Annotated in this window: 20 protein-coding genes; 7 read left to right on the top strand and 13 right to left on the bottom strand. The window is 68.4% G+C overall.

The genetic code is table 11. The annotated features are described in order from the left end of the window. The 5 genes from AAEX60_RS07825 to fepB are packed head-to-tail and all read right to left on the bottom strand — an operon-like array spanning window position 1 to window position 5,153. Window positions 1-1,254 carry an enterochelin esterase domain-containing protein gene (locus tag AAEX60_RS07825; RefSeq protein ID WP_342102441.1) on the bottom strand — a complete coding sequence of 418 codons (1,254 nt, stop codon included), beginning with the start codon at window positions 1,252-1,254 and terminating at the stop codon, window positions 1-3. Continuing rightward, window positions 1,254-2,072 (bottom strand): ABC transporter ATP-binding protein, encoded by an 819-nt coding sequence (locus AAEX60_RS07830; protein ID WP_342102443.1) that lies wholly within the window; start codon window positions 2,070-2,072, stop codon window positions 1,254-1,256. Before AAEX60_RS07830 ends, AAEX60_RS07825 begins: the two co-directional genes overlap by 1 nt. Further along, window positions 2,069-3,091 carry a FecCD family ABC transporter permease gene (locus AAEX60_RS07835; protein WP_342102446.1) on the bottom strand — a complete coding sequence of 341 codons (1,023 nt, stop codon included), beginning with the start codon at window positions 3,089-3,091 and terminating at the stop codon, window positions 2,069-2,071. Before AAEX60_RS07835 ends, AAEX60_RS07830 begins: the two co-directional genes overlap by 4 nt. Next, window positions 3,088-4,143, bottom strand: a complete 1,056-nt coding sequence (locus AAEX60_RS07840) for a FecCD family ABC transporter permease (RefSeq protein WP_342102449.1) — start codon at window positions 4,141-4,143, stop codon at window positions 3,088-3,090. The genes AAEX60_RS07835 and AAEX60_RS07840 overlap by 4 nt, the downstream gene beginning before the upstream one ends. Continuing rightward, window positions 4,140-5,153, bottom strand: a complete 1,014-nt coding sequence (fepB, locus tag AAEX60_RS07845; protein ID WP_342102451.1) for a Fe2+-enterobactin ABC transporter substrate-binding protein — start codon at window positions 5,151-5,153, stop codon at window positions 4,140-4,142. Before fepB ends, AAEX60_RS07840 begins: the two co-directional genes overlap by 4 nt. 155 nt (window positions 5,154-5,308) lie before the next feature. Between fepB and AAEX60_RS07850 the strand changes: the two genes are divergently transcribed. Both AAEX60_RS07850 and AAEX60_RS07855 read left to right on the top strand, forming a co-directional pair. Then, window positions 5,309-5,980 (top strand): helix-turn-helix transcriptional regulator, encoded by a 672-nt coding sequence (locus AAEX60_RS07850; RefSeq protein ID WP_342102453.1) that lies wholly within the window; start codon window positions 5,309-5,311, stop codon window positions 5,978-5,980. A 68-nt stretch (window positions 5,981-6,048) separates the two neighbouring features. Beyond that, the gene (locus AAEX60_RS07855) at window positions 6,049-6,534 is read left to right on the top strand and encodes an acyl-CoA thioesterase (protein ID WP_342102455.1); all 486 of its coding nucleotides are present in this window, start codon (window positions 6,049-6,051) and stop codon (window positions 6,532-6,534) included. 3 nt (window positions 6,535-6,537) lie between these two features. Here AAEX60_RS07855 and AAEX60_RS07860 read toward each other — a convergent pair whose 3' ends face one another. The 4 genes from AAEX60_RS07860 to AAEX60_RS07875 form a co-directional block, all read right to left on the bottom strand. Next, window positions 6,538-7,560 carry a lactonase family protein gene (locus AAEX60_RS07860; RefSeq protein WP_342102458.1) on the bottom strand — a complete coding sequence of 341 codons (1,023 nt, stop codon included), beginning with the start codon at window positions 7,558-7,560 and terminating at the stop codon, window positions 6,538-6,540. After that, on the bottom strand, window positions 7,557-8,132 hold the full coding sequence (locus AAEX60_RS07865) for a sugar O-acetyltransferase (protein ID WP_342102460.1): 576 nt from the start codon (window positions 8,130-8,132) through the stop codon (window positions 7,557-7,559). The genes AAEX60_RS07860 and AAEX60_RS07865 overlap by 4 nt, the downstream gene beginning before the upstream one ends. Window positions 8,133-8,202: 70 nt before the next feature. Beyond that, entirely contained in the window at window positions 8,203-9,567 is a 1,365-nt protein-coding gene (locus AAEX60_RS07870) for a glycoside hydrolase family 1 protein (RefSeq protein ID WP_342102461.1), read from the bottom strand. Continuing rightward, window positions 9,564-10,967 carry a PTS sugar transporter subunit IIC gene (locus AAEX60_RS07875; RefSeq protein ID WP_342102462.1) on the bottom strand — a complete coding sequence of 468 codons (1,404 nt, stop codon included), beginning with the start codon at window positions 10,965-10,967 and terminating at the stop codon, window positions 9,564-9,566. Before AAEX60_RS07875 ends, AAEX60_RS07870 begins: the two co-directional genes overlap by 4 nt. A 192-nt stretch (window positions 10,968-11,159) precedes the next feature. On the opposite strand from AAEX60_RS07875, the gene AAEX60_RS07880 reads away from it, so the two are divergent. Genes AAEX60_RS07880 through AAEX60_RS07890 form a run of 3 tightly spaced genes read left to right on the top strand, consistent with a single transcriptional unit; the run spans window position 11,160 to window position 13,724 of the window. Then, window positions 11,160-11,486: a PTS lactose/cellobiose transporter subunit IIA gene (locus AAEX60_RS07880; RefSeq protein WP_342102463.1), complete on the top strand. Its 327-nt coding sequence runs from the start codon at window positions 11,160-11,162 to the stop codon at window positions 11,484-11,486. Between the two features lie 25 nt (window positions 11,487-11,511). Then, window positions 11,512-11,811, top strand: coding sequence for a PTS sugar transporter subunit IIB (locus tag AAEX60_RS07885; RefSeq protein WP_342102464.1), 300 nt, complete (start codon window positions 11,512-11,514; stop codon window positions 11,809-11,811). Between the two features lie 5 nt (window positions 11,812-11,816). Further along, the gene (locus tag AAEX60_RS07890; protein ID WP_342102465.1) at window positions 11,817-13,724 is read left to right on the top strand and encodes a BglG family transcription antiterminator; all 1,908 of its coding nucleotides are present in this window, start codon (window positions 11,817-11,819) and stop codon (window positions 13,722-13,724) included. Between the two features lie 247 nt (window positions 13,725-13,971). Here the strand turns inward: AAEX60_RS07890 and efeB are convergent, their stop codons facing one another. The 3 genes from efeB to efeU are packed head-to-tail and all read right to left on the bottom strand — an operon-like array spanning window position 13,972 to window position 17,299. Beyond that, the gene (gene efeB, locus AAEX60_RS07895; RefSeq protein ID WP_342102467.1) at window positions 13,972-15,267 is read right to left on the bottom strand and encodes an iron uptake transporter deferrochelatase/peroxidase subunit; all 1,296 of its coding nucleotides are present in this window, start codon (window positions 15,265-15,267) and stop codon (window positions 13,972-13,974) included. Then, window positions 15,264-16,418, bottom strand: a complete 1,155-nt coding sequence (gene efeO / locus AAEX60_RS07900) for an iron uptake system protein EfeO (protein WP_342102469.1) — start codon at window positions 16,416-16,418, stop codon at window positions 15,264-15,266. The genes efeB and efeO overlap by 4 nt, the downstream gene beginning before the upstream one ends. Next, window positions 16,415-17,299, bottom strand: coding sequence for an iron uptake transporter permease EfeU (efeU, locus tag AAEX60_RS07905; protein ID WP_342102470.1), 885 nt, complete (start codon window positions 17,297-17,299; stop codon window positions 16,415-16,417). The genes efeO and efeU overlap by 4 nt, the downstream gene beginning before the upstream one ends. A 184-nt stretch (window positions 17,300-17,483) precedes the next feature. On the opposite strand from efeU, the gene AAEX60_RS07910 reads away from it, so the two are divergent. Together AAEX60_RS07910 and AAEX60_RS07915 are read left to right on the top strand one after the other, a co-directional pair. Beyond that, entirely contained in the window at window positions 17,484-18,437 is a 954-nt protein-coding gene (locus tag AAEX60_RS07910) for an aminotransferase class I/II-fold pyridoxal phosphate-dependent enzyme (RefSeq protein WP_342102471.1), read from the top strand. An 11-nt stretch (window positions 18,438-18,448) separates the two neighbouring features. Continuing rightward, complete coding sequence (locus AAEX60_RS07915) at window positions 18,449-19,846, top strand: cytochrome P450 (RefSeq protein WP_342102472.1); 1,398 nt, start codon at window positions 18,449-18,451, stop codon at window positions 19,844-19,846. Here the strand turns inward: AAEX60_RS07915 and AAEX60_RS07920 are convergent. Then, entirely contained in the window at window positions 19,756-22,896 is a 3,141-nt protein-coding gene (locus AAEX60_RS07920) for a hypothetical protein (protein WP_342102473.1), read from the bottom strand. The genes AAEX60_RS07915 and AAEX60_RS07920 overlap by 91 nt on opposite strands. Window positions 22,897-22,900: the final 4 nt, after the last annotated feature.

Here is a 22,900-nt window from a genome sequence, read left to right on the forward strand (position 1 = left end):
TCATCCCAGCTGTGACAGGGCAAAGACCAGCCCGTGACGCCACCAGGCATGGTCGTGGCCACCGCGCCAGTGGTCAAAACTGGCCTCGGCCCCCAGTCCCCGCAGCCGCTCGACCATCCAAAGGGCCTGGCTGTCCATCTCGCCCTCGTCGGTACCGGCCTGGACGAGCAGTCGTCGCCCGGCCAGGTCCAAGGGATCGCACAGCTGGCGGGCCAGACGCCCGGGAACGGGCCCCCGCTGGTCCGGGCTGGTCGGACGGTCCGGGTCATACCAGAAGGAACCCGACTGCACGATCGCCGTCCGGGCCAGCTGGGGATGGTGTACGACGGCCAGCGCCGCGGCGAGCCCACCGAAGGACTGCCCGGCGACGACCACGCGTCCGGGATCGGGAAGCCCACCCAGCACTGGTGCGGCCACGTCCAGGGCATCACCCAGCAGCGCCCCGAGACGGGCCTCGTCGGTGAGGTCGAGCGCCCGGCGCTGGTGGTCGATCGAGTCCACCAAGACCAGCGACGGGGGTTCCCCTCCCGGCAGGAGGGGAGCGCAGGCCGCCAGCGCGTCGACGATGCCGAGGCTGCGCCACAGGGCACCGTCGAAGATCACCAGCACGAGCCGCCCCGCCCCCAGCACCCAGACCGGCCGTCGGGCGCCGTCGTCGCGCAACACCTCCCGCTCCACCAGCATTCCGGCATGACGCGATCCGGCGTCGGGCCAGCCGTCCACCAGGCGGGCCCCGGGCCCGCTCCACACCGACGAATCGGCCCCCTGCCCATCGTGCAGGCGCCGCGGATTGCGCGGGTCGACCCGTCCAGCCAGGTGCACCGCTCGCCATCCCTCCCGGCTGGCGCCTGCGTGGCGGTCCAGGGGGCTGCCGTGGACGAGGCGGTAGGACCAGGTGCCGTCCACGGGCAGTAGCAGGGTGAGGTGGCGCAGCTGGCTACCCGGCACCGGCTCCATCAGCGATGGGGTGATGTCGCGACGGTGGTGGTCGGTGAGGCCGTTGAGGTGCACCATCACCTCGACTGCCGCCTGTTCGGGGCCGGGGTCGACCTGCGCGACGAAGGTCACCTCGCAGACGTCCACGCCATCGTGCTCGAGGACGGGACCGACGACGGGAGTTCGGCCGACGCCCGCCCACCACTGCTCGACGGCCTGCGGACCACGTCCGAGCAGGTCGACCAGCCATCCGGGGGACGTCCGCGGAGGGGCACCCGTCACGGTCCGGGGCGTGGGCGGCAGCATCCTGTCCTTCATCACGCCTCCCCGGACAGCGGTCGCACCGGCACCACCAGTGGACCGCCGCTGGTCGGATCGTCGAGGACGAGCGCCTCGATCCGGAAGACTTCTCGCAGCAGTTCCGCGGTCACCACCTCTTCGGGGCTTCCGGCCATCACGATCCGGCCGTCGCGCATGGCCACGAGGTGTGTGGCATAGCGGATGGCCTGGTTGAGGTCGTGGAGGACGGCCACGACGGTGCGGCCCTCGCGGCGCAGGCGGGCGCAGAGGTCCAGCACCTCGAGTTGGTGGTTCACGTCCAGGTAGGTGGTGGGTTCGTCCAGCAGCAGCAGCGGGGTCTGCTGCGCAAGCACCAGGGCCAGCCAGACGCGTTGGCGCTGGCCACCCGACAGCTCGTCCACCACCCGGTCGGCCAGGCCGGCCACGCGGGCATCGGCCATCGCGCGGTCGACGGCCGACGCATCAGCCTCGCTCCAGCGACGCAGGAAGCGCTGGTGGGCGAATCGCCCCCTGGCGACGAGGTCGACGACGCGGATGCCGTCGGGGACGGAGCCACCCTGCGGCAACAGGCCCAGCCGTCGGGCGACATCGGCCGTGGACTGCTGGGCGATGGCCCGCCCGTCGAGCAGCACCTCGCCGACGCTGGGCGCCAGCAACCGGGCGAGCCCCTTGAGGACGGTGGACTTCCCACACGCATTCGGGCCGATGATGGCGGTGAACTCCCCGTCGGGGATGGCCAGGTCGAGTCCGTCGACGACGGGCTCTCCCTCATAGCCGAGGCTGACCCGCCGGGCCTCCAGGCGCGATGACATTGCCATGGCCGTGCTGGTGTTCATGATGACCTCCTGGTCAGGACGAGGGCGAGATAGGCACCGCCGAGGATGCCGGTGGCGATGCCGACGGGCATCCCCCACCCGTCGGGCAGGGATTGGCCAGCCACGTCCGCACCCAACAGCAGCGTGGCCCCGGCGAGTGCGGCCGGGACCACGGGCACGGTGGCGTTGAGGCACAGGCGTCGGGCCAGGTGCGGGGAGGCCAGGGCGACGAACGCGACGGGCCCCACGGCGCAGACGGCCAGGGCGCACATGGCCACCCCCGCCGCCGCGGCACGACGTCGGGTGGCGTCCGCATCAACGCCGAGCTGCCGGGCCAGGTCATCGCCCATCTCGAGCGCATTGAGGTGCCGGGCACACCAGACGACGACGGGGAGCAGGGCGAGTCCGAGGGCAGCGGGCGCCAGGTCATCCCAGCTGCGGGTGTTGAGGGTTCCGGTGAGCCACTTCTGCCCGGCGATCGCGATGTCGGGGTCGATCTGGGTGAGCAGGAGCGTGGTGAGCCCCTGGCAGAAGGCGCCGATGCCGATGCCGACCAGCACGAGGCGCTGGGCCACCCGGACCCGCCCCCGCGCGAGCACATGGCCGAGGCCAGAGGCCAGGACGCACCCGACGAGCGCGCCGAGCGCCGTGCCACCGCGTCCCAGATGGAAGACGACGATGGCCGTGACTGCACCGAGCGCCGCCCCGGAGGCCACGCCGATGATGTCGGGCGAGGCGAGCGCATTGCGCCCCAGTGACTGGAAGACGGCGCCGCTCACCCCTAGGCAGGCGCCGACGACCAGCCCGCACATCACCCGGGGCAGGCGCATGCCACGCACGATGTCGACGCCCTCGCCGTGCCCCTGCAGACCGTCGAGGACGACCTGCAGCGGCAGGTCCGTCGAGCCGCTCAACAATCCCAGCAGGGCGATGCCGATGCAGATGGCCACCAGGACGAGCGAGACCAGCACGGCGCGTGGGTACCAGATCAGACCGAGGCCACCGCGTCGCACGACGCGGAAGGCGGGCTGCGTTGTCATGCCGTCACCACCCGGGAGCCTCGGGCCAGCGCGACGAAGGCGGGGGCGCCGGCCAGAGCGCAGACGACCCCGGCGGCCACCTCCCCGGGCATGGCGACTATCCGACCGATGAGGTCCGAGGCGAGCAGCATCCCCGCGGCGAGCAGACCGGCCACCGGGATCATCGCCGCGAGCCCGCCACCGATGAGTCGTCGGGCGCCGATGGCGGCCACCAGGCCGAGGAAGCCGATCGGGCCGACGAGTGCGGTGGATGCACCGCACAGGATGACGATGGAGACCCCTCCCAGTGCCCATGCCCGGCCGAGGCTGACGCCGAGGGCACGGCCCATGTCAGCGCCGAGGGCCAAGGCATCGAGGGACCGGGCGGCGGCCAGCGCCACCATCAGGCCGACGGCGAGGAGGCCGGCTCCGAACCCCACCAAGGGCCACGGCCGCGGGGCCACGCCGCCGGCGTCCCAGTTGCGAAAATCGGCGAAGGCCTGCGGTTGGTTGAGGATCATCAGGCTGGTGAGTGCCCCCAGGACGCTGGAGATGGCGACGCCGGCCAGGACAAGGCGGATCGGGTCGGCGGTGCGGCTGAAGGCTCCTCCGATGAGCAGGACGACTGTTCCGGCGAGGCCAGCCCCCGTCATGGCGAGCAGCATCATCGGCAGCGGCGCCGTGAGGCCGAACTCGACGATGCCGACGCAGACGGCGGCGGAGGCGCCGGCGTTGATACCGAGCAGGCCGGGTTCCGCGAGCGGGTTGCGGGTCATCGACTGGATGACGGCCGCCGCGGCACCCAGGCCGATGCCGGCGAGGATGCCGACGACGGCACGGGGGATGCGCATCCGCACGACGATGGCGTGGCCAGTGTTGCTGGCGTCGTGGTGGCGCAGGGCTTCGGCCACGGCACCGGGCGTCAGCAGGCGCGAGCCGACGAACAGGCTGGTCAGGGCGAGGACGGCGACGAGCAGGGCGAGGGCTGGCACGAGGGTGGCCTGCCCGGCACGTCCGTGCCGGGCAGACCGTGGGCTCGCGGCCACCGCGTCGGCGATGGCCAGACGGCTCATGCCCCGAAGGCCTTGGCCAGGTGCTCGGCCATGTCGAGGGCACTGTAGTAGTCGAGCTTGAAGCTGGGCAGGCCGAGCGGGACCAGCCTGCCGTCCGCCTGGGCGGCGGGGATCTTCTGGTAAGTCGTTGAGGCCTTGATCTGGCGGACGTCGTCCTCGGTGCCGGAGACGAGCAGGACGGTCTTGGCCGTGAGGGCGGCGATGGAGTTCTCCTCGCTGAGGAAGGTGAAGTCGCCACGCCCCTTTCCACCTTCGTTGGTGCCAAGCTTGTCGAGATCGGTGGCGTCCAGTGTCAGGCCGAGGTCCTTGAGAACTGCCTCGTGGGGGCCGCCGGGCTTGGCGAAGGCGGAGCCGTTGCTGGGGTTGAAGACGATCATCTGCACGGGTTCGGCGGGGGCCTTGACCTTGCTCTTCAGCGCTGAGACCTTGGCATCGTAGTCGGCGACGACGTCGGTGGCCTGTTGTTCCATGCCAAGGCTGGCGCCGAGCTCCTTGACGGTCTCCTTCCAGCCGACAGTGTTGTAGTCGACGGCGACCGTCGGCGCGATCCTGGCGAGCTGTGCGTACGAATCGGCGAAGGAGTCGCCGCCGGTGACCGAGACGTAGATCAGGTCGGGCTTGGCGGCCGTGATCGCCTCCAGGTCGAGCTGCTGATTCTTGAACAGCACCTTCACGCCCTTCTCCTTGGCCTTGGGGGCCCAGTGGGTGAACAGGCCCTGGTCATCGAGCCCGATTGCGCCGGGCTTGCTGGCGCCGGTGCCGATGACGGGCGCATCCATGGCCAGCAGCGAGCCGGTGAGCACCATCGAGGTGGAGACGACGCGCTGCGGCCGGGACGGGATGGTGGTGGTGCCGAGCTTGTGCGTGATGGTGCGCGGCCAGACACCCGAGCTGGCCGCAGGTGCCCCCGTGGTGGATTCCTTGGTTGAGCTTCCTGCAGAACAGGCGGCGATGGCCAACAACAGGCAGCAGGCCAGCAGGGCCTGCAGGCGGCGCAAGACGGAGTTCATGGTGCCTTCCGGACAGCGGGCCGCGAGGACCCGAAGAGGTGGGGTTGGGCGGGCCGGCGCCTTGCCTACTCGTGCACCGGCCGACCACTCCGCAATGATTTAGGTTAGGCTGACCTAACCAAAATCGTCATCGCGGGTCGGACACGGAGGTTTGCATGCCGGACAGAACACTGGTCCACGACCACCCCGAACTGGTCTGGACAGCCAGCGGACGAGCCCATGTCGCCACACCCGACGGTGACTTCGTGGCGGACGACACGCGCGCGGTGTGGATCCCCGCCACCATCGATCACACCGTGGACTGTTCCCCGGAGGCACTGCTGCTGCCCATCTGGCTTCCCACCACTCGGGGGATGCCAGGCCATCCCTGCACCCTGGCCCGATCCGCCGCCCTCGACCACTGGGCCCGCCAGAGCCTCCAGCCGCCAGCCTTGCGCCGCCTCCCCCGTGAGGAAGCGCTGCGGCGCCTGGCCGCAGCAGTGGAATGCGCGTCCCGGCTCGGCCCTCCCCCACTACCCGTCGACGAGAGGGCGCGGCGCATCGCCCGGCGCGTGCTCGCCGACCTGTCCGACGACCGCGAGTCCGAGGAGTGGGCCGCCGAGGTGGACTTGTCCTCCCGGAGCCTGCGCCGCATCTTCGTGCGCGAGACCGGCATGCCCTTGGCGCGCTGGCGCTTGGCGGCACGCATGCACCACGCCGCGCTTCTCCTGCTCGACGGTACCCCGGTGGCCCACGTCGCGACGGCCTGCGGCTACCGCAACGCGTCGGCCTTCACCGCAGCCTTCACCCGACTGCACGGAACCCCTCCGTCCCGCTTCCGACCCTAGGCTCCGCGCGAGGACCGGCTCATCGGCGCCGCCCCAACTCGCCCCAGCCGGGCACTACGATGGCCTGCGTGCCGAATGCCATGAACTTCCACTCCCGCAAGTGGGTCAAGCCCGAAGACCTGAACGCCAACCAGAGCCTGTTCGGCGGCAGTCTGCTGCGCTGGATCGACGAGGAGGCGGCGATCTACGCGATCATCCAGCTGGGCAATGAGCGCACCGTCACCAAGTACATGAGCGAGATCAACTTCGTCTCCTCCGCCCGCCAGGGCGACATCATCGAGATGGGCCTGGCGGTCGTGAACTGGGGCCGCACCAGCCTGACGCTGAAGGCCGTGGTGCGCAATGTGTTCACCGGCGAGGTGATCATCAAGATCGACAAGATCGTGATGGTCTCCCTGGGCGACGACGGCGAGCCCAAGCCGCATGGCTACTCGTCGGTGACCTTCAAGCGGGACCGGGTGCCGCACCGGCTGGCCTCCCGACGCGCCAACGACGCGCCGCCGGTGGCCACCATCGAGGACGAGGCGGATCCGTTCAGCGACGGCGCTCTCTGAGGGTCACCGCGGCACGATCCGGGCCCAGTTGGAACCCTTCCCGTTGGCTGCCTGGGCCACCCGCACCAGCTGGCCGTTCTCCTCGAGGCGGAACAGACTCACCTGCTCGGACTTCTCGCCGGGGCAGAGCACGTGGTTCTCATCCGGGGTGACGCAGAACCCGCGGGGCTGCTTCTCGGTCTCGGTCAGGCAGACCGGCTCGGCCAGGGTGCCGTCGTCGGCCACCGGCAGGACGGCCAGGGTGGATTCGGTGCGCTCGCTGACCACCAGCCAGCGGCCCTCGGGCCCGGCCAGGTGGAGGTCGGCGCCCCAGACGTAGTGGTTCTGGACAGGGTCCTCGTCGATCACGCTGGGCTTGAGGCCGCGATCCGTGACGTGGGCGACGACCCGTTGCTGCAGCGCCAACACGCCGGTGTGCGGATCCCGCACGTAGCGCAGCACCTCGCCGGTGAACTCGGTGACGACGTAGACGGCGCGGCCTCCGGGGGTGATCACCAGGTGGCGCGGGCCGGAACCCGCCGGAGCGGCGACGGTTGGGGTGGGCAGCGGCTCCAGCCGACCGTCGTCGGTGAGCCGATAGCAGGCAATCAGGTCCTGCCCCAGGGAGACGAAGTAGCAGTAGCCGTCGATCTCCGCGACGCTGTGCAGCCGCTGGTACTCGATGCTGGCGGTGGGCTCACCCAGCTGTCCGTCACTGATCGCCCAGACCAGGCCGCGGCCGCCGCCGTAGTCGGCGCCCAGCAGGTAGCGTCCGTCGGCGGTGACGGTCAGGTAGCTGGGGTGGGTGGGCAGCGGGTGGTGCGCGGTCTGCGTCCAGGTGCCGGACTCGGGGTCCAGCTCCAGGGTGGCGACGCCGGTAGGTTCCTTGAGCGAGACGTAGGCCCGGCGATTGCTGGCGTCGACGGCCATCGCCGAAACACCCTTGCCGATCGGGCTGGTGGCCAGCGGGGTCAGTTTCTCCCCATCCAGGGTGAAGGTGGTGATGGTGCCGTCACCGGCGCAGGTGGTGCTCGCGATCTGGGTCATGACTCGATCCTACGGATCACCCGCGCGGGCACCCCGGCCACCACCGTGCGGGCCGGTACGTCCTTGGTCACCACGGAACCGGCCCCGATGATCGCGCCGTCGCCAATGGTGACGCCGGGAACCACCGTCACCCGGGCTCCGAACCAGACGTCGGAACCGACGTGGATGGGGGCGGGCAGCATGTCGCCGCGCCGCTCCGGCTCAGTGCCGTGGTTGAGCGTGGTGAAGATGCAGTTGTGCCCCACCAGGCTGCGGTCACCGATCCAGATGCCGCCGGTGTCCTGGAAGAAGCAACCCTGATTGATGAAGACACCCTCACCCAGGTGCAGGTTCTGCCCGAACTCGGAGTGCAGCGGCGGGAAGAGACTCACCGATTCGGGCAGGTCACGGCCGGTGAGCTCCGCCAGCAGGGCACGGGTGCGATCCGGATCTCCACCGGAGGCGTTCAGGCGCGTGGTGATCTCCAAGGCGCGGGAGGCGGCCGAGTGCATGAACTGATGGGCTTCGGAGCCGGCCACGAGTCGCTCCTGCCGAGCCACCAGCTCAAGGAATTCGTCGAGTTGCATGGTCATGTCCTCCATTCTGGTTGGCCAGCGCCAGGGGGGTGGTTGCCACCAGCGCAGCCACCCCCCTGACCGAGGTTCAGGACAAGTCCTGGCCGTTCGAGTCGATCACCTTGCGATACCACGCAAAGCTCTTCTTCTTGATCCGGGCCAGGTCCCTCTCGTCATCATTGGTCCGGTTGATGTAGACGAAGCCGTACCGCTTGAGGAAGCCCTCATGGGTTGAGATCAGGTCCAAGGCAGACCAGGGGTGGTAGCCGAGGATCGGCACACCGGTCTCGATGGCGGCATGCATCTGTGCGATGTGGTTGCGCAGGTACTCGATCCGATAGTCGTCCTCCACGGTGCCGTCCACCAGCTCGTCACGTTCGCCCAGCCCGTTCTCGGTTACGATCATCGGCAGGTTGTAGCGGGAGTGGATCTCCTGGAAGGTGGTGCGGAAGCCGATCGGATCGATCGGCCAGCCACTGAACTGGGTCTTGGCCAGGTTGGGGTTGTCCACCACCTTGCCAGGGCCGTGGATCTCGCCCTTCTCGTCCACCAGCGTCTCGCCCTCGACGTAGGCCACCGTCTCCGAGTTGTAGTAGTTGAAGGCGATGAAGTCGGGCTTGCCGCTCCGCATCACCTCCAGATCCTCCTCCGTGACCTCCAGGGAGTAGCCCGCCCGCTTGATGTAGTCCAGCGCCAAGGTGTTGTAACGCCCGTGCACGGCCGCATCCAGGTAGATCCAGTTGCGGACCGCCGCGTAGTACTGGGCGGCCAGAATGTCCTTGGGGTCACAGGTCAGCGGGTTGATGTAGCTGATGTTCGGGGCGGGGCCGATCTTGGCCTCGGGCAGGAGCTCGTGACAGGCGGCCATGGCGGCGCTCTGGGCGACGAACATGTTGTGGTTGGCCTGATAGAGCGGGTAGTCGCCCAGGTCGTCGGTGCCGATCACGTGCTGCGGCACCAGCGTCATCATGTTCTGTTCATTGATGGTCTGCCACCAGATGATCCGATCACCGAATTCCTTGAAGCAAACCTTGGCGAACTCGACGAAGGCGTCGGCGGTGGCACGGCTGGCCCAACCACCCTGTTCCTGCAAAGCCTGCGGCAGGTCAAAGTGGTAGAGGGTGGCGATCGGCGTGATCCCCTTGCTGACCAGCTCGTTGATCAGGTTGTTATAGAACTCGATGCCCTTGGGGTTCACCTCACCGGTGCCCTCGGGGAAGATCCGGGTCCAGGCGATGGAGAAGCGGTAGGACTTGAGGCCCAGTTCGGCGAACAGGGCGACGTCCTCGACGTAGCGGTGGTAGTGGTCCGAACAGACAGTGAAGTCCGGAGTGCCCTCGGGCACCTGTTTCACGTCCTGCACGCTGGGGCCCTTGCCGTCCTCACGGCTGCCACCCTCGATCTGATAGGCGCTGCTGGAAGCACCCCAGAAGAAATCGCTCGGGAAAGTCATGCCAGTTCCTCCTTCTCGACGCGGGTTGCGCCGGTGGTCTCGGATTCGGAGTCGGATTCGGACGTGGACAGTTCGGCAGCGGCCACCTCGGCCTGCTCGGCGTCGGCGGCGGCCTTCTCCTCGGCGAAGGCCAGAGAGTCCACCTTGCGGGCGAAGACGAAGTAGACGACGACGGACAGGAACATCAGGAAGGCCTGCAGCACCGCGTGCTTCCAGCCGCCCAACAACATGCCCGACAGGATCGGCGGGGTGGTCCAGGGCACCAGCACGGCGGTGAACAGTGGCACCAGACCGGTGTAGAGGGCGAAGTAGGTGACCAGCCCGTTGATCATGGGCATCACGAAGAAGGGGATGGCCAGAAGCGGGTTCATCACGATCGGGGTGCCGAACAGGATCGGCTCGTTGATGTTGAAGATCGCTGGCGCACCACCCAGCTTGCCCAAGGTCTTGAACTGGGCGCTCTTGGCAAAGACGAGCATGTAGATCACGATGCCGATGGTGACGCCGGAGCCGGTCATACCGATGTAACTGTCGATGAACTGCTGGGTGAGGACGTGGCCGCCATTGGCGACGGTCAGCGCCTGACCGGCATCCAGGATCTTCTGGTTGTCCTGCATGTTGGCCAGGCCGATCGGCTGCATGATGCCGGAGACGATCGAGGAGCCATGCACGCCGAAGAACCACAGCAGCGGAATGATGATACAGATGATGATGATGCCGCCCAGGCTGTCGGACAGGCCCTGCAGCGGGGTCTGGATGCCCTTGTAAATGGCCTCGATCATCGAGGTGTCGAAGTGGTTGAAGATGGCGAAGACGATGGCGCCGATGATCATGATGACCGTGCCGGGGATCAGCGAGGTGAAGGCGGTGGCCACATTCGGCGGCACGCCGTCGGGCATCTTGATGGTGATGTCCCGCTTGAGGAACCAGGTGTAGACGATGCCCACCATGTAAGCCACCAGGATGCCGCCGATCATGCCCTTGGAGCCGGTCCAGGCCAGCGGGATGACGCCGGTGATGGGTTCCTTCACGCCGTCGGCCAAGACCTGCAACGGCGTCAGCAGGATCATGGTACAGGCCGCCCAAACCGCGGCGGGCAAGGCATCATAGCCCTCGTCACGCACCCAGGAGAAGGCGATGCCCATGCAGGCCACCAGGCCCAGCATGTCGAAGGTGGCTGTGTAGATCTGCATGAAGGGCTCGTACAGGCCCACCGACTTCTCCCACTCAACCACCGCGGTAACCGGGAAATTGGCCAACAGCAGGAAGATCGCGCCGACGATCGTCAGCGGCATCACGAACATCATGCCGTTCTTCAACGCCTGCACCGGGCGGGTGTTGACGAACTTGAGGATCGGGGTGATCACCTTGTCATTGATGACATCCATCGATTGGGCCATCCCCAATCTCCTTTCTTGTGGTGGCTCCTCGTCGAGCCAAATCCAGCGTGCCCTCCGGCGTATAGGGCATTCCAACCAGCCTGCTTCCGCCATGGCGGAAGTCGCTCTGGTGGAAGCGCGGGTGTCTGCTTCCTAGGCTGGGCAGCACCCCGGCCGTCACGGTGGATGCCGGGAACCAGACAGGGAGAAGCCATGGACCCCGCGGACTATGAAGTCGCGTTCAAGATCATTTCGGTTGCCGGCAATGCCAAGTCCTGCGCGATGATGGCCATCCGGGAGAGCCGAGAGGGCAATCTGGAGGAGGCGCAGAAGTTGTTGGCAGAGGCCGACACTGACCTGCACTCCGCGCACGATTACCAGACCAAGATGCTCAGCCAGGAGGCCCGCGGCAATGCGGTTCCCCTGAACATCATTTTGATTCACGCCCAGGATCACCTGACCGGCGCCATGCTGGTCAGGGACCTGGCGGACGAGTTCATTGAGCTCAACACCCGTCTGGCCAGCGTCGGCCAGCACTGACCCAATCCGAAAAGGAGAAACACCCATGAAGGTTCTGCTCGTGTGCGCGGCTGGAATGTCCACCAGCCTGCTGACCAACAACATGAAGAAGGTCGCCCAGCCCGGCGAGGAGGTGGCCGCCCTCCCGGTGGGTGAGCTGTCGGCAAACATCGACAAGTACGACGTCGTGCTTCTGGGCCCCCAGATCCGGTTCAAGGAAAAGGAAGTCAGGTCTCTTGCCGAGCCCAAGGGCATCCCCTGCGCCGTGATGGACATGCGCGCCTACGGCATGATGGACGGCAAGGCCGCCATGGATCAGGCCCGAAAGCTCGTCGCAGCCAAGTAGTTCGCATGCCACAGGACCGTCGTCGTGCGCTGCTCGCGGCCCTGAGCCGAGCTTCCCGCCCCCTGTCGGGCGAGGAGCTCGGCTCAATGCTGTCTGTTTCCAGCCGCACGGTGCGCACCTACGTGAGCCAGCTCAATCAGGACGACGAGCTGGTTGCCACCAGCCACCAGGGCTATTCGTTGACGGCGACTGGCCGGGCGCAGGCCCTCAGCGCCCCCAGCCCCCGGCAGCAAACCTTCGATACCCCACAGCGTCGGCTCGGCTACTTGTGTCGGACCCTGCCGCAGAGCACAGAGCCGGTCGACTTCTACCAATTGGCCGCCCAGCTCTGTGTCAGCGATTCCACCCTGGAGGCTGACCTCTCCCGAGCCCGCGAAGTGCTGAGGGAACACGATGTCGTGCTCCGCCGAGATCACGAGAAGATCTGGGTGGACGGCGCGGAACGGAGCCGGCGTCGAGTGGTGCGACAGGTATTGCAACAGAATGGGCATGACATGGCGCCCGACTGGGATGCGATCGCCCAGGAGTTCACGCGGGTGGACCTGCCACATCTGCGACAGGCGGTGAGTGAGTGCGTCGCCGAGTCCGAAATCGAGATGAACGAGTATGCGCTCGGTGATGTCGTGCTCCACCTGGTGGTCACGGTGGACCGCATTCAATCCGGCCACGTGATTCCAGAGAACGGCGCGCCTGTCGTCATCCGGGACTCCGCGGTGGAAGAGCTGTGCCGTCGGCTGGGCGAGAGGGTGGCGGGAGACAACGGTACGGAGCTGCCGGAAGCGGAACTCAATTCCCTGTACGCCGCCATCGCGGTACGCACCGTCGGCCGTAGTCAGGTGAATTCTGCGGACCTGGTCTCCCCGGACATGCTGCAACTGGTAAGCAGCTCAATGGAGTGGGTGGCCCAGCGCTACCTGCTGGGCCCGCCTGACCGCGCGATGCTGCTCAAGCTGGCGGTACACGTGGACAATGTGGTCGCCCGCGCACGTTCCGGCGTCGCCCTGGCCCATCCGCTGGGATCTGCCTTCCGACACAGCCATCCACTCGTGCACGAGCTGGCCCTCGCCTTCGCGGAGAGGCTGGAGGAGGCTCTGGGTGTCGAGATTTCCCCCAGCGAGGTGGACTACCTGTCCCTGCACATGGGCATGCTCTACATGACCTTTCTGGAGCAACGCGACCTGCCGACGATCACTCTGGTGGCCCCCCGCTACCACGGACTGGAGGAGACCCTGACCACGAGACTGGCCGATTCGCTCCGCGGCAAGGCGGTGTTGGAGCGCACCCTGAACTCCTGGGATGGGGGTCGCGATCAGGTCACCAGCGACTTGATGGTCTCTTGCATCCCCTTGCCAGCGGTGGATGCGCCAGTGGTGCAGATCAGCCCGCTGCTGCCGCATGCCGACGTCGACCGGATCCTGCGCGCGGCCCGGACCGAGCGGGAACGGCTCGGACGGGAGCGGATGGTGACCCTGCTGCGCACCTTGATCGACCCGTCACTCTTCCTGCACGTCGAGGCCGTGCCCACCAAGCGGGAGGCACTGACGTTGATGTGCGCCCGGTTGGAGGAGCAGGGCTATGTGGACGAGGGTTTCCTTGAGGACTGCATGGACCGGGAGCGTCGCTCCCCCACCTCCTTCGGCGGCGCCTTCGCGATTCCGCACTCCATGCGAATGGACGCCAAGGCCACCGGGGTTGCAGTGCTGGTCAGCGACCGCGGGATTCCGTGGGGACCGTCAAGCGTGCGGGTGGTGCTGCTCTTCTCATTGTCCGAGGCGGGCCGACGCTCCTTCCGCGACGGACTGGACGAGATCATCCGCCTTCTGGGGGAGCCAGGCACGGTGGAGGCGCTGGGCGCAACCACCACCGCGGAGGACTTCCTGGCGGTGCTGAACCGAGCCAGCCAGGCAAGGTGATGACTTCGGCCCCCCCAGGAACGGGGGGTCCCTGCCCCTACCGAGTGACAAGTCACGGCTGCGCCCTGCCAGTGATCCTCGTCGAGACCGGGCGCCAGCAGCCGGACAACAGGTGCTGTCGCAACAGCGGCACCATGTCGGCAGAGCCGTGCACGAAGGCCTCCAGCCCGGCCAATTGCAGCTCGAGCTGCTCGGCGGGCAGCAGGACGGCTTCGCCACCGGGGGGTTTCGTCGCTGTGCAGGCCGCTCAGGTGAAGAGCGCCTGGCCGACGAACTCGCCAGCCTGGACCCCCGGGGGCACCGCGAACAGCCCGGAGCCGACGTGCTGCAGGTATTCCTGCATCAGGTCGGAGCGGGACATCTTGGTCTGCATCGGGATGTAGTGGGTGCGCGGGTCGGTGACGAAGGCGATGAAGAACAGCCCCGCCGCCAGGCGGCCGAACTCATCATTGCCGTCGACATAGTTGTACCCGCGACGCAGCAGCCGCACACCCTTGTTCTGGGTGGGGTGGGCGATCCCGACGTGGCTCTGCAAGGACACCAGCGGCTTGCCCTCCCGACCCGTGAGCGAGAAGTCCGGCTGGCTGAACTCGGTGCCGCCGCTCAGCGGCGCTCCCTCCGCCTTGGTCCGGCCGACGATCCCCTCCTGCTCGCGCAGGCTGGCCCGATCCCAGGTCTCGATCCGCATCGCGATCTTGCGGGCCACCAGGTAGCTACCGCCCTCCAGCCACGACGCGTTGGCGTCGGCGCCGGTGGGCACCCAGACGTGCTGGTCGATCGCGTCGGTCTCCTCGGCGCGCAATCCCATGGTGCCGTCCTTGAAGCCGAACAGGTTGCGCGGGGTGCTCTGCGCGTCGGAGGTGGACGACGTGCGCCCGAAGCCCAGCTGTGACCAGCGCAACCGCGCCCGGCCCATCGCGATCCGGGTGAGATTGCGCACCGCGTGCACCGCCACCTGCGGGTCGTCGGAACAGGCCTGGATGCACAGGTCGCCGTCGCTCAATTGTGGGCGCAGGTTGTCGCCCGGGAAGTGCGGCAGCCGGGTCAGGGCCGCGGGCCGGCGCGAGCCCAGCCCGAAGCGGTCCTTGCCGCCGCCGTCGGCCGCCCCGAACAGCGTCGGACCGAAGCCGAAGGTGATGGTCAGCCCGGCCGGCGGCAGGCCGATCGCCTCGCCGGTGTCGTCCGGTGGAGCGTCGTAGGGCCCGGACAGCGGGCCCAGGCTGCCGGCGCCCAGACCGTCGGTCATCCGCTCGGCGGCATTGGTCCAGTCCGTCAGCAGCGCGATCAGGTCCTCCCGGGTGGTGCGGGGGTCCAGGTCGAAGGCCGCAAAGTGCATCCGGTCCTGCGCCGCGGTGATGATCCCGGCCTGATGGGCGCCGCGGAAGGGGTAGCGGCGCTCCGCCGGATTCTCGGGTGCCGCACCCGGGCCGCTGTCGGAGTGCGACGGGGTGAGCCGCGCCGCCGTGGAAAGTCCACCGGCGGCGATGGCCCCGGCGCCCGTCGCGCCCAACAGACCGCGACGGGACAGTCCGGAATCGCTCACGCCAGCACCGCCGCGGTCATCTTGCTGAGCGGCTCGGACAGGGCATTGACAGAGTCAGACAGCTCCTTGACCTGCTCCTTGGTGAGCTTGTCGTAGCTGACGAAACCGTTGCCCTGCTTCTGTGCATCCAGTAGCTTCTGCAGGTTGGCGAATTCCTTCTCGATCTGGCCGTCCAGGGCGGCATCCTTCTTCTTGAGCAGGGGACGCAGCCCCTCCCAGGCAACGCGCGCGCCGTCGATGTTGGCCTGGAAGTCCCACAGGTCGGTGCGGCTCCAGTACTCCTCCTCGCCGGTCACCTTGCCGCTGGCCACCTCGTCCAGCAGGCCCTTGGCGCCATTGCTGATCTCGTCGGCGGTGAAGGTGAGCTTGCGGGTGCGCTGGTGCAGCGTCTTGGTGTCGGCCAGCAGGGTGTCGGCGATCTTGCCGCGCTCCGCGGCGGTCATGGCCGTGTAGCCCTGGGCGCGGGCGGGCCACAGATCCTTCTCCAGCCGGTGCCAGCCGGTGAAGACCTGGCCCTTCTCCAGATCGGCCTCCCGGGCGTCCATTCGCGGATCGAGGTCACCGAAGCTCTCCGCGACGGTCTCGACCCGCTCCCAGTGCACCCGGGCGTCGGGGTAGAGGGCGCGGGCCTCGTCGTCCTTGCCGGCCTTGACCGCGGCGACGAACTTCTCGGTCTTGGTCAGCAGCTGATCGGTCTGGTCCTTCACATAACCGGCGTAGGCGGTGCTGGCCTGCTCGACGAACTGCTTGTCGTCGCCGGTGGGGCCCACCTGCTCGCCGGAGTCGGTGACGACGAAGGGCGCGCGAATGCCCTCTCCCACCATGCCGGGCTTGCAGGCGGTGAAGTAGTCACCGGCGGGGATGCTGAGCACCAGGTCACGCGACAGGCCGGGGCCGATGTTCTCCACCTCGCCGACGATCCGTAGGCCGTCGGAGCCCAGCACGTAGAACTCGTTGACCTTGCTGCCGTTGTTGGCGACGCTGAAGGTGACGGTGCCCGACGGGGCCTTGGCGGAGGAGACCTCGCAGGAACTGTCACCCGCCTTCACGCTGAGGTGCCGCTCGTCGTTGGGGGCAGCCGCGGTGTTGTCGGTGCAGCCGGCCAGGGCGAAGGCGCCGATGGCCAGTAGCGCAGTGGTCTTGCGGATCATGCACGGTCTCCAATGGTCTGGGGCGTCGACGACGCCGATTCGGTTGTGGGGGTGTCTGTGGTTGGGGTGTGCGCGCGTCGCAGACGCTGGATGAACAGCGGCGCCACGATCAGCAGGTAGGCCCACCAGGCAATGGCCTCCAGCACGGTGGCGGCGGGCGAGAAGTTGAACACACCCTTGAGCAGGGTGCCGATGATGCTGCCGGGCGGGATGGTGCCGCTGACGTCGTAGGCCAGGGTGTTGAGCCCGGGCAGGAAGCGCGCCTCCTGCAGGTCATGGATGCCATAGGCCAGGACGCCAGCGGCGATGATCACCAGGAAGCCGCCGGTCCAGGCAAAGAACTTGGAGAGGTTGACCTTGACGGTGCCGCGGTAGATCAGCCAGCCGATCACCACCGCCACGGCCAGCCCGAGCAGGGCGCCGATCAGCGGTTCGGTGGTGGACTGGCCGTCGCGCGACGCGGCGCGGGTGGCGGCCCAGATGAACAGGGCGGTCTCCAGACCCTCGCGGCCGACGGACAGGGTTCCGACCAGCGGCAGCGCCCACCAGGACTCCCCCGCGGCGTCCACCTGGCCGCGCAGACCGCGCGCCAAGGTGCGGCCCGCCGTCGCCATCCACAGGATCATCCAGGTGACCATGCCGACGGCGACGATGCTCAGGCTGCCGCCAATCAGCTCCTGCGCCTCGAAGGTGAGCCCCTTGGGGCCGAAGGTGAGCACCGCGCCGAAGGCGAGGGAGACCACGATCGCGATCCCGACCCCGGCCCAGACCCGGGAGAGCAGGGCTCGCCGGTTGGTCTTGACCAGGTAAGCGACCAGGATGCTGACCACCAGCGATGCCTCCAGGCCCTCACGCAGGCCGATCAGAAAGTTCCCGAGCATCGCTCTCCCTTGAGTGGAATTAGGCTCGCCTAACCTAAGCCCGTTGGCTTGAATTGCGCAAGTCCCGGGTTGCGTAAGTCCCCCAGCCCTGCCGGCCGGCAGATCAGAGGGGACCCACTTGAACACTGTTCAAGTTTGGGTGTTAGCGTGGCTCCACAGACTGCCGACGCGATGGGGTGACCGCATGAGCAGCTGGCAGCAGTGGGCCATGAACCGCGCCGAGAGAGCCTCTCGCACCGGGATTGAGCGCACCACCCGGACGGCCCCGCCCGACGCCCTGGACCTGGCCTCCAACGACTATCTGGGGCTCAGTCAACACCTTGAGGTCCTGGCCGCAGCCGCCCGGCACCTTGCCGCGGGGCCACTGGGTGCGGGGGCATCCCGCGTCGTCACCGGCACCCACCCCGCCCACGAGGAGCTGGAGGCAGAGCTGTGTGCGCTGACCGGCGCCCGTGCCGCCCTGGCCTTCTCCTCCGGCTACACCGCCAATCTGGGCGTGCTCGCTGCGCTGGCGGGCCCCCGCAGCCGGCTGCTGCTGGATTCCCAGGCGCACGCCAGCCTGCATGACGGAGCCCGGTTGGCCCATGCCGAGGTGCAGCTCTTTGCGCACAATGATCTGGGCACGCTGCGCACCCTGCTGGCCGATGAACGAGGACGCCGGACCACCGTCGTGGTGGAATCGGTCTACTCGGTGCTGGGCGACTCCGCCCCACTGCCGGAGCCGGCGGCGCTGTGCCGCGAATTCGATGCGGCCCTGCTGGTGGACGAGGCGCACACCATCGCAACCCTCCCCGAGGGCAGCTGGGTGGTCCGTGCCGGTCTCTGGGACGCCCCCGGCGCCCCACCCGTCCTGGTGAGCGCCACCCTGTCCAAGGCCTTGGGAGGGCAGGGCGGCGCGATCCTGCTGGGTGGGGACGACGCCGAGATCTGGCGCGCCCACCTGGTGAACCTGGCCCGTGCCTTCATCTTTGACACGGGCCTGGCGCCCGTCGTCGCGGCCGGGGCCGCACAGGCCTGCCGGGTGGCACGCACCAGCGGACTCCCCGAACGATTGGCCGCCAACCGGCAGCGGATCATCTCGGCGATGCGCCAGCGCCCTCTCAGGCGCAGCATCTGGAAACCGGTGACGGGGCGGTGATCTCGCTACGGATGCCCAGCCCAACCATTGCCCTGGCAGCGGCCCAGACTCTGCGCGGGCGCGGAATCCTGGTGGGCTGCTTCCGGCCGCCGAGCGTGCCCGACCGGATTGCACGGCTACGCCTGACCGCCCACGCGAACACCCCACCCGAACGGCTGGACCTGGCCCTGACACAGGTGGCCGACGTCGTGGAGACCGCATGGGGTGCCCCCACCACCTGCCCCTTCCAGCACACCGACGGCCGCCCGGCGCAGGTGTCCACGGATCATCGGCTGGTGTCCCAGCCCGCCCAGGTGCGTGAGGTCCTCGGCCGTCCGGCTGACTTTGCCGCAGACAATGCCCTGCAGGCCCTGCGTCCCTTCACCCGTGAGTCCGCGCGGGTCCTGGTGCAGGCCGGCTTCCGGCTGCCACCGGTGCTGGCCTCCGCCAATGGCGAGGCGCACCGTGCGGTCCGACGCGTCGTCACACCCTTCTTCTCGCCCGGCAAGGTGAAGGCCCAGCGTCAGGTGGTACGACGGCTGGTGCGGGAGGAGCTTGCCGAACTGGCGCCCCGCCTGACCCACGGGGTGGATCTGGCCGTCACCATTGCCGCCCATGCCCCGGCGCAGATTGCGGCCAGCCTGACCGGCGTCCCGAATCCGCCCCATCATGAGCTGGCACGATGGAGTGCCGATTCGCTGGAACTCTTCTGGGGTTGGCCCGACGATGCCCGCCAGCTGCAGCTGGCCCGCTCGGCGGCCGAGCTCCACACGTGGTTGCGACAGGCGGTGCGCGCCAGCGCGGGCACCGGCAATCTCTTCGACGCATTGGCGGCCGAAGGGCTCGGGGAAGACCAGATCGTCTCCCTGGGCTACTTCCTGGTGATCGCCGAGCAGGAGACCACCAGGATGTTGATTGCCACCTGCCTGCAGCACGCCCTGTCCGAGCCACAGCGATGGGTCGCCTGTGGCGCTCCGGAAACCGGCGAGCAGGCCGCGTCGGAGCTGGTGGGCGAGGTGCTCGCGGAGATGTCCTCGGTGCCCACCTGGCGTCGGATCGCCGTGCGCGACACCGTGCTGGCCGGCGCATCTATTTCGGCTGGCGAGGAGGTCCTGGTGCAGCTTTCCGGCGGACATGAGTCGCCCGCCAAGGCTGACCCGTCACTGGCCTTCGGCTACGGCATCCATCGCTGCCTGGGTGCTTCCCTGGCGGAGCTGGAGGCAACGGTGATCCTGCACGAGACCGCGCGCGCCCTGCCCGATGCCCGCCTGGTCAGCGGGGAAACCACGTGGCTACGGCTACTGAGCTTCCAGTCACCCCGCTCCTTGGTGGTGACACGTCAGGCCAACCCCACCCAGACTTCCAGCTCTACCGAACCGTCGGGGAGAAAGCCCAGAGGCGACAACACACGCACGCCCGGCCGACGGTAACGAGCTCGAAGCGCTTCCACCTCGGCTGCCACACCATTGACCAGGAGTTTCGTCACACCATGTCCGTCACCGACGACGTGATAGGTGATCCGCAGCTCACGTCCGTCAACAGGCACTGTGGCACACAGCCCGTCGAGCGCCGCGGGGAGCACCGGGTCGATCTCCAGGCCGGTGGCCCGGCGACGCACGCCCAGCACCTTCTCCACCACCAGGCGCAGCACCAGCCCGGGGCCCGAGGAGTAGACGCGCCAGCCGCCCTCGAAGCGGGTGTTGTCGTCGAACAGTTCCTCGGCGCGCTGACTGGCGTCATAGCGGTCGGTGAACCAGGCGTCGGAGGATGAGTAATAGCAGTTGGCCTGCCGCGGGGCCGCGCCGGGGATCCGGCCGGTCATGCCGACCGGCACCACCTTCATCAGCTCGGTCCACATCTGCTCAGCCATCCCCAGGTGGGTCAGCGCCTCGACGTGGCGGACGTGGGCGTGGGTGTACATCAGGCCAATCTCCCGGCCCCAGAAGGTGGCGGCCTCGGCACGCTTGAAGACCTGCATGGTGCCGCCGGAGTAGGCCACCGGCACGTCGAACAGATAGCTGCCGGTGGGGCCGGCCAGGTGCTGCTCAATGATCTCCTGGTGGTGCCGGGCCTGTTCGAGGGTGAGCAGTTCATCGCTGATGGCGTGGATTATCTGCAGCACGCCATGGTGCAGACCGGTGCGCTGGTCGCGCGGGTGCACCAAGTGCTCGATGTCGTCGCCCACCACGACATAGCCGGCCAGCTCGTCGTCAACCAGCAGCACCTCGGCGAAGGCCTGTCGGGTGCGCTCGACGATCCCCGTCAAGCGTTTGGCCATCTGGGGCCAGACCTCGCGCAGTTGCTCGGCCAGCAGCCCCAAGGACTGGATCTCCAGTTCTGTGGTCCATGTGGAACACATCTGCTCAGCCAGTTCCGGGCGTGCCGGCTGCAGGGAGTCGTTCCAGTCACCATGACCGTAGGAGGGCAACCGCTCGTCACGAGTGCGGTGCGCACAGATGTTGTCCACGGCCCGCTCGAGGTGTCCGCGCAGGTCTTCGGCGGGCAGGATCGTGTCCGTGCCGACGATGCTGGCGCGCTCGTCGAGGATGGAGACATCCCCCGTCACCGCCAGGTATTCGGCCAACGCCAGCAGCGGCCAGTAGACCACGTCGCCATGTGCCTCGCGGTGACCCGGGCCGGCCATCTGGGGCAGGAAGTGGAACCACTGCGGCCATCCGCCGTCGTCCTGCTGCCCGGTGAAGATCTGCACCAGGGTGCGCCGCAGAGCCTGCGTCTCATCGGTGGCCAGCAGTAGCCCGACGGGCCCTTGGCAGACGTCGCGCACACCCCACGCCCCGCCGGTGTACTGTTCCAGCCCACGCGGGGTCTGGAAGTGGACGGCGGCGTCGTGCACCAGGCTGGTCAGGAAACGACCCAGGTCTGAAGCCTCGCCATCACCGTCGACGGCCAGCGTCGGGGTGCGCCAGGCCTGCGGGTTCACTTCCTCCACGTCGTCGACGGGCAGCCGCAGCCGGACGGCCACCTCCTGCGCCGCGGTCCAGGTGATGGTGCGCACCCCAAGCCCACGGGAAATTCCGTCAGCGAACAGGGAGGCGTCGCTGGCCTGCTGGCCGCCGGGGGCCTCGACGGCCAGGCCGTCGTGCTCCTCGGCCAGCACCAGCATCAGGTCCACGGGCTGGCCCTCCACCCGAACCTCGAGGCCCACCTCGTGATTGCTGCGCAGGGCGGTGCGCACGGTGACGGTACTGCCCACCAGGTCGGCGGCCAGCCGATAGGTCCACTGCGCCTCGAGGTCCTGCACCCGCCACAGGCTGGGGGTGGTCAGCAGCTGCCACGCCCCACCGTCGCGGGCCACCAGCAGGCGCGCCCCGGCGGCTTCGGACAGCCCCAGGTAGGAGCGACGAATGCTGAGCCGCTCACCGGCCGACGCGGGGCCGAAGGTCACCTGGGAGGCGAAGACACCGGACATCCACGCGGTGGAGGCCAAGGCCTGGCCGTCTGCGACGGGCCGCGGCGAGAAGTGCAGGATGGCACCATGCGGGCGCAGCACCTGCTTCTCCTTGGTGCCGGCCACCACGTGCGTTGCGCCGTCGAAGCCGGAGAGGAAGCATCCCTCGGCGTCGCGCTCCACATTGGTCAACGCGCCGGCCGGATCCTCGGGATTGATGTCCACCGTGGCAACCCGGACCGGGCTGAAGACGGTGCTGACCACGGATCCGGTGTGCTCGGATCCGGTGTTCTCGGGCAGCGGAGCCCAGGTGCGGGCCGCCAGAGCGTCGAACAGCCGCGATGCGTCGGCCTCACCCGTGGCCTCGGGATGGTGGGCGACGACGTGGATCCAGAAGACGCCGTCGCGCTTCTCGCCGGGGGCCAAGGTGATCGGCGCGGTCTGCAGCGCCGCCAGGGTGTGTTCGTGCTGCAACCGCACACCCGGCAGGTCTCGGGACAGGTCCAGGCCCTCGCCGCGGTGGTGGTCCAACAATTGCAGGGCGTCGGTGGCCCAGCCGGCCACGGGTTCGCTGCTGCCCAGCGCCGCCCACGGCTGGCGCTCTCCTGGCATGTTCTGCCGCACGGCCAGGGCCAGTGAGTCCCCCAACGCCACGGGGGTGAGGTCCAGGTACTGGCTGACGTAGTACTCGCTGCGCCGCAGGTCATCCCACGGTGTCAGGGCCACATCCAGGGTACAGACGACGTCGACGCAGACGGGGGCGTCGGTGGTGTTGGTGAGTTGCCACCGCCAGCCCAGCAGATCGTCGTCGGCGTCGAACCAGCAGCTGTGGGTAATGCCGTCGAGGCTGCCCCGCACACCGGTGAGCCCACCGACGGCGAACGTCTCCCCCGCGCTGGAGGGGCCGGTCAGGGGCCGCACTGCGCTGACTGCCTCGTCCTGGCGCACCCGAAGCCACAGGTTGGCTGGGCCGGCCTCCAGATCGGTGGCCGGGTAGAGCAGCATGCTCAGGCCGTCGACCTCAAGTTGTTGCAGCGCGCCGGAGGAGGTGGTGCGGACGGTGGTGCTCATGCTT

Origin of the sequence: Luteococcus sp. H101, assembly GCF_038433155.1 — a bacterium.
Lineage (GTDB): Bacteria > Actinomycetota > Actinomycetes > Propionibacteriales > Propionibacteriaceae > Luteococcus.

Coding starts and splice junctions, on each gene's coding strand:
- AAEX60_RS07830 (WP_342102443.1), bottom strand. CDS start 2,072: ATGAACACCAGCACGGCCATGGCAATGTCATCGCGCCTGGAGGCCCGG.
- AAEX60_RS07835 (WP_342102446.1), bottom strand. CDS start 3,091: ATGACAACGCAGCCCGCCTTCCGCGTCGTGCGACGCGGTGGCCTCGGT.
- fepB (WP_342102451.1), bottom strand. CDS start 5,153: ATGAACTCCGTCTTGCGCCGCCTGCAGGCCCTGCTGGCCTGCTGCCTG.
- AAEX60_RS07840 (WP_342102449.1), bottom strand. CDS start 4,143: ATGAGCCGTCTGGCCATCGCCGACGCGGTGGCCGCGAGCCCACGGTCT.
- AAEX60_RS07870 (WP_342102461.1), bottom strand. CDS start 9,567: ATGACTTTCCCGAGCGATTTCTTCTGGGGTGCTTCCAGCAGCGCCTAT.
- AAEX60_RS07860 (WP_342102458.1), bottom strand. CDS start 7,560: ATGACCCAGATCGCGAGCACCACCTGCGCCGGTGACGGCACCATCACC.
- AAEX60_RS07880 (WP_342102463.1), top strand. CDS start 11,160: ATGGACCCCGCGGACTATGAAGTCGCGTTCAAGATCATTTCGGTTGCC.
- AAEX60_RS07910 (WP_342102471.1), top strand. CDS start 17,484: ATGAGCAGCTGGCAGCAGTGGGCCATGAACCGCGCCGAGAGAGCCTCT.
- AAEX60_RS07885 (WP_342102464.1), top strand. CDS start 11,512: ATGAAGGTTCTGCTCGTGTGCGCGGCTGGAATGTCCACCAGCCTGCTG.
- AAEX60_RS07875 (WP_342102462.1), bottom strand. CDS start 10,967: ATGGCCCAATCGATGGATGTCATCAATGACAAGGTGATCACCCCGATC.
- AAEX60_RS07850 (WP_342102453.1), top strand. CDS start 5,309: ATGCCGGACAGAACACTGGTCCACGACCACCCCGAACTGGTCTGGACA.
- AAEX60_RS07825 (WP_342102441.1), bottom strand. CDS start 1,254: ATGAAGGACAGGATGCTGCCGCCCACGCCCCGGACCGTGACGGGTGCC.
- efeO (WP_342102469.1), bottom strand. CDS start 16,418: ATGATCCGCAAGACCACTGCGCTACTGGCCATCGGCGCCTTCGCCCTG.
- AAEX60_RS07890 (WP_342102465.1), top strand. CDS start 11,817: ATGCCACAGGACCGTCGTCGTGCGCTGCTCGCGGCCCTGAGCCGAGCT.
- AAEX60_RS07865 (WP_342102460.1), bottom strand. CDS start 8,132: ATGACCATGCAACTCGACGAATTCCTTGAGCTGGTGGCTCGGCAGGAG.
- efeU (WP_342102470.1), bottom strand. CDS start 17,299: ATGCTCGGGAACTTTCTGATCGGCCTGCGTGAGGGCCTGGAGGCATCG.
- AAEX60_RS07915 (WP_342102472.1), top strand. CDS start 18,449: ATGCCCAGCCCAACCATTGCCCTGGCAGCGGCCCAGACTCTGCGCGGG.
- AAEX60_RS07920 (WP_342102473.1), bottom strand. CDS start 22,896: ATGAGCACCACCGTCCGCACCACCTCCTCCGGCGCGCTGCAACAACTT.